Annotated in this window: 3 protein-coding genes; 2 read left to right on the top strand and 1 reads right to left on the bottom strand. The window is 46.0% G+C overall.

Annotated features, from left to right (window positions below; genetic code table 11):
• Together ACN4EG_RS27260 and surE are read left to right on the top strand one after the other, a co-directional pair.
• Window positions 1-285 (top strand): PTPA-CTERM sorting domain-containing protein (locus ACN4EG_RS27260; RefSeq protein ID WP_431633432.1); only part of this gene is annotated, 285 nt, incomplete at its 5' end.
• 194 nt (window positions 286-479) lie between these two features.
• Window positions 480-1154, top strand: coding sequence for a 5'/3'-nucleotidase SurE (gene surE, locus ACN4EG_RS27255; protein WP_431633431.1), 675 nt, complete (start codon window positions 480-482; stop codon window positions 1152-1154).
• Window positions 1155-1180: 26 nt separating this feature from the next.
• Here surE and ACN4EG_RS27250 read toward each other — a convergent pair whose 3' ends face one another.
• Window positions 1181-3709, bottom strand: coding sequence for an ATP-binding protein (locus ACN4EG_RS27250; protein WP_431633430.1), 2529 nt, complete (start codon window positions 3707-3709; stop codon window positions 1181-1183).
• Between the last annotated feature and the right edge of the window lie 421 nt (window positions 3710-4130).

Below are 4130 nucleotides of genomic sequence, written 5' to 3'. Positions count from 1 at the left end.
GGCACTAATCACTGCATTCCTTCCCGCTCTTTGATAGCACTGTTCAGTGCTTTCATCCTATCGAAAAGCCTCAAATTTTCAACCGGGCAGACCAGTACATATGGTCACCTTAACAGGGGTAATCCTTACGGGCAAAACAACAATAATGGTGCCAAGAACTTAGACATCGATAATGTTGGGGTGCAAGGTGAAGCGATTCCAACACCTGCGTTGCTGCCCGCAGCTATGTTGGGCCTAGGGTCTGCATTGCGGCGTAAGCGGAAGCAGGATGTAGCAGCCGTGTAGATAGTGGGGGTGGTCATTATGCGCACCCTGTTGGCAAGCTAGAAATTTGCTGAATAGGTAGCAAAATTGCAGGATGTATCCGTAGGGGTATGTCCTGCAACTCCTATTGAGCCTAGGTTTTGGGCTACTGTAAAAGACTACGCAAGCAAACTATTGCACCTGCATCTACCCCATCTACCCCGATCGCCTGACCTATGATTGTGTTAACCAATGATGATGGCATTGACGCTCCTGGCATTCAAGCCCTATTGCAAGCCCTAGACGGAAAAGCCGCGATCGTTGCACCCATGGTGCAGCAGTCCGGTTGCGGACACCAAGTGACGACCGATCGGCCCATCCGCGTAGAACAGCGCGGCGACCATGCCTGGGCCGTGGAGGGTACCCCCGCCGACTGTACCCGCATCGCCCTCACCCACCTCTATCCCCAAACCAAGTGGGTGCTTTCAGGCATTAACGCTGGGGGGAATATGGGCTCGGATGTCTACGTTTCAGGTACCGTGGCAGCCGTCCGTGAAGCCGCACTCCATCGCGTCGGTGGCATTGCCATTTCCCACTATCGCAACCGCAAACGCCCCTACAACTGGGAACAAGCTAGCCAATGGACAAGGCAATTAGTAACTCAATTAATGGCCCAGCCGATCGAACCAGGCTCCTTTTGGAACATTAATCTACCGCACCTAGATCCCACCGCTCAAGATCCTGACGTGATACGCTGTAAACCCTGTACCCAACCCTTGCCCGTAGGCTTTCGAGTCGAGGCCGATCGCTATATCTACCAAGGAGAGTACAGTGCACGACGGCGCGATACTGGCTCCGATGTAGACGTTTGTCTATCGGGCCGAATTGCGATCGTGCAACTGTGGGTTTAGCTTGACCCATTGAGCGAGAATTCAGCTTAGCGAGAATTTAGCGGTGTTTGAGAGTCTGAGGCTCGATCGTCGGGAAAGCTCTGATAGGAGGCTTCTTCTGATGGAGCGATCGGGCCTTGCAAAGCGATGGGATCGATCAAAGGTGCACTAGCAGGCTCAGCGAATTCCGTTTCCCATGAATTCGTGTCCCCTGTTTGACGTAATTGCGGCAGGATGACTGTAAAGGTTGTTTTTCCATGCTCACTGTTAACCGTGATAGTGCTGTAGTGTTTATCCAGCAATTTTTTGACAATACTTAATCCTAAGCCACTACCTTCCCCTTGTTTTTTCGTTGTAAAAAAGGGCTCAAAGATGTGTGGCATTGTTTCTGAATCAATGCCAGATCCATTGTCAGTAATACTAACTTGAACCGTATTATCCACTTCTTGAACTGAAATTTGAAGTAATCCCTTATAATCCATGGCTTGCAAGGCGTTATGGATTAAATTCATCCAGACTTGCTGCAAATCTTCAGAAAACCCCAAAACTTCTGGTATATCTGGGTCGTATTGCCGCTCGATCGTGACCCCACGTTTCGTTAAATTTTGATACAGCGTTAAGGCTCCTTCTACACTTTTCACAGGGTTCACAGCGATCGGGCTTCCCGTTGGATGGTTCTGGGCATAGGCTTTTAGGGCAAGAACTACTTTACTGGCTGCATCCGTGGCCTGGGTGATCGTCTGGACACTGCGTTGGGAACTCGCCAAGTTGTAGACTGTACTTAAAATTTCATTACTCTGTTGTGTTTGTAAAAGTCCTTGGAAGCTTTGGAGGTTGGCATATATTCCCAATTCGACTAGCGTATCTGCCACACTTTCCGGATCGGTAATATTTTGAGCTTCCAACTGTTCCACTAAGTTGCGGCGAAACTGACGTTTTTCTCGACTAGAAAGGCGTGAGGCTTGCACGATCGAATCCAAGGATTCATGTAAGAGTGCAAAAAATGCATCCTGTTGATCAGGGGCTAGGGTTTGCAGGAATTGGGGTAATTCTTCTAATTCTTCCGTTAAGCAGGTAGAAATGTTGTGAATCGACGATCGAATGGCCCCTAAGGGCGTATTCATTTCGTGGGCAACGGAAGCGACTAACTGACCTAAGGCAACTAATTTTTCTGATTGCACAATATGATTTTGAGCCGTTTGCAAATCATACAGCGTCTGTTCCAGTTCCGCATTGGTCGCTTGCAAGTCAGCGGTACGTTGAGCGACTCGTTCTTCTAGGGATTGGGCGTAGGCTTCTAATTCCTGCCGTGCTAATTGTAATCCTTGACGCATTTGTTCAAAGGACTGAGCCAGAATGGATACCTCCTTGCTGCTGGCTGGCAAGGCGATCGGTTGGCTCAGATTCCCTGCTGCGATGGATTGGCTAGCACGGGTGAGTTGGGAGAGAGGGCGACTTAGCCATTGGGCCATCAGAAAGCTGGTTGCGATCGCGACAATTAATGCTAGAAGGCAAAGGCTGGCAGTGATGCGATTGTTTTCATTAATTTGCCCCATTAACTCAGATTGGGGCGTGGTAATCACAATGAGCCAATTCAGTCCTAGGTCATCTCTCCAAGGCGTTACTCGCACCAATTGCTGATTTCCCAAATGGTCAAACGTCAATGCCTGGGACTGTTGCAGTTGATTGAGATCAGAAAACTGCTGACGTAAATAGCTTGCAGTGGCTTGAATGTTGGGGTCTGCGGATTCCGTTGCATCTAAACGAAGGATGTTTCCTTGCTGGAATTTATAGACTGGCGATTGAGTGGAACTTGCAACTAATTTCCCATTCGGCTCGATGATGAAAACTTTACTCTTATCTGTATTCGGTAAGTTTTTTAAAAACTGGCTAATTTGCGTCACGATCAAATCAATACTGAGCACTCCTTGCAGTTTTTGATTTCGATCGAACACAGGAGCATTTGCCGTAATCGACATAACTTCAGGCTTATCCTTCCACTGAAAAATCGAACTCCAAATCGGTTTTCTAGCTGCTACGGTTTCAGTGTACCAAGCCTCTGATTGCGGATCCCAGGATTTACTCTCTAATAATTTAGATCGTTGTCCTATTTGATCTATCTGATAGATGGAGAGTGTTTTAGGTTTCTTACTCGCATTAACTTCATTAATGATAAGTTGACCATTATCTAAACGTTCAATTCCAATAAAATCACCTTTAACGTTGGCATAGGAGAGATAGCCAATATCAAATACCTGCATTTGCTTCCAGAAAAATCGCTCAACCTGTTTAATATCTTTAGGATTCAACAGATTTATATCGATTGCTTGCTTATCAATTTGGTTGATTTTATGGGGTAGGCTGAGGTATTGGTCAAGGTGTTGATCAACTTGATTACTAATACTAGTGTGTAATTTGGCAGAGAGTTCAGTGACCGATCGTTGGCTATTTTGAAACGATAAAAACCAAACTAACCCTACAAAACTCAAAATTTGTAGACTGAAAGAAATGGCAAGAACGCTGCGTAGAGAAGGAATGAATTGCCAGGAGTGATTGGTTGGATTGAGCTTTTTCATAATGAAATAACTGTAAGCCGAAGCTAAGAAAGCCAATTTGACCCAGCAGGTGAAACAACTCAGGCTTGAACCAGAGGTGCAACTGAATCGTGAGGACGTCGTATTAAATGACTCAGTACTTGAATGACCCGGTATTGAATGACTCGGTGTTGAATGACTCGGTGTTGAATGACTCAGTACTTGAATGACTCGGTATTGAATGACTCGGTATTGAATGACTCAGTGCTTGAACTACATTGAACTACTATAGGCTGATTGACTCAGGAAAAAAATAGCCTTGACAAACCTTGTTTGATGGGAATTTGTAACTACTCAGGCTTAAAAAAATAAAGAGTTTTACCAAGAATCGTGAAAAAGCAGGTAATTTAGCATCATATTAGGGATTAGAGATTGAATCAGTGAGAGAACCAGGGCTTCAACC

It is taken from the genome of Alkalinema pantanalense CENA528, from assembly GCF_050753345.1.
Lineage (GTDB): Bacteria > Cyanobacteriota > Cyanobacteriia > Leptolyngbyales > Leptolyngbyaceae > Alkalinema > Alkalinema pantanalense.
Note: the sequence above shows the minus strand (reverse complement) of the source record. Positions and strands in the feature narration are given on the sequence as shown.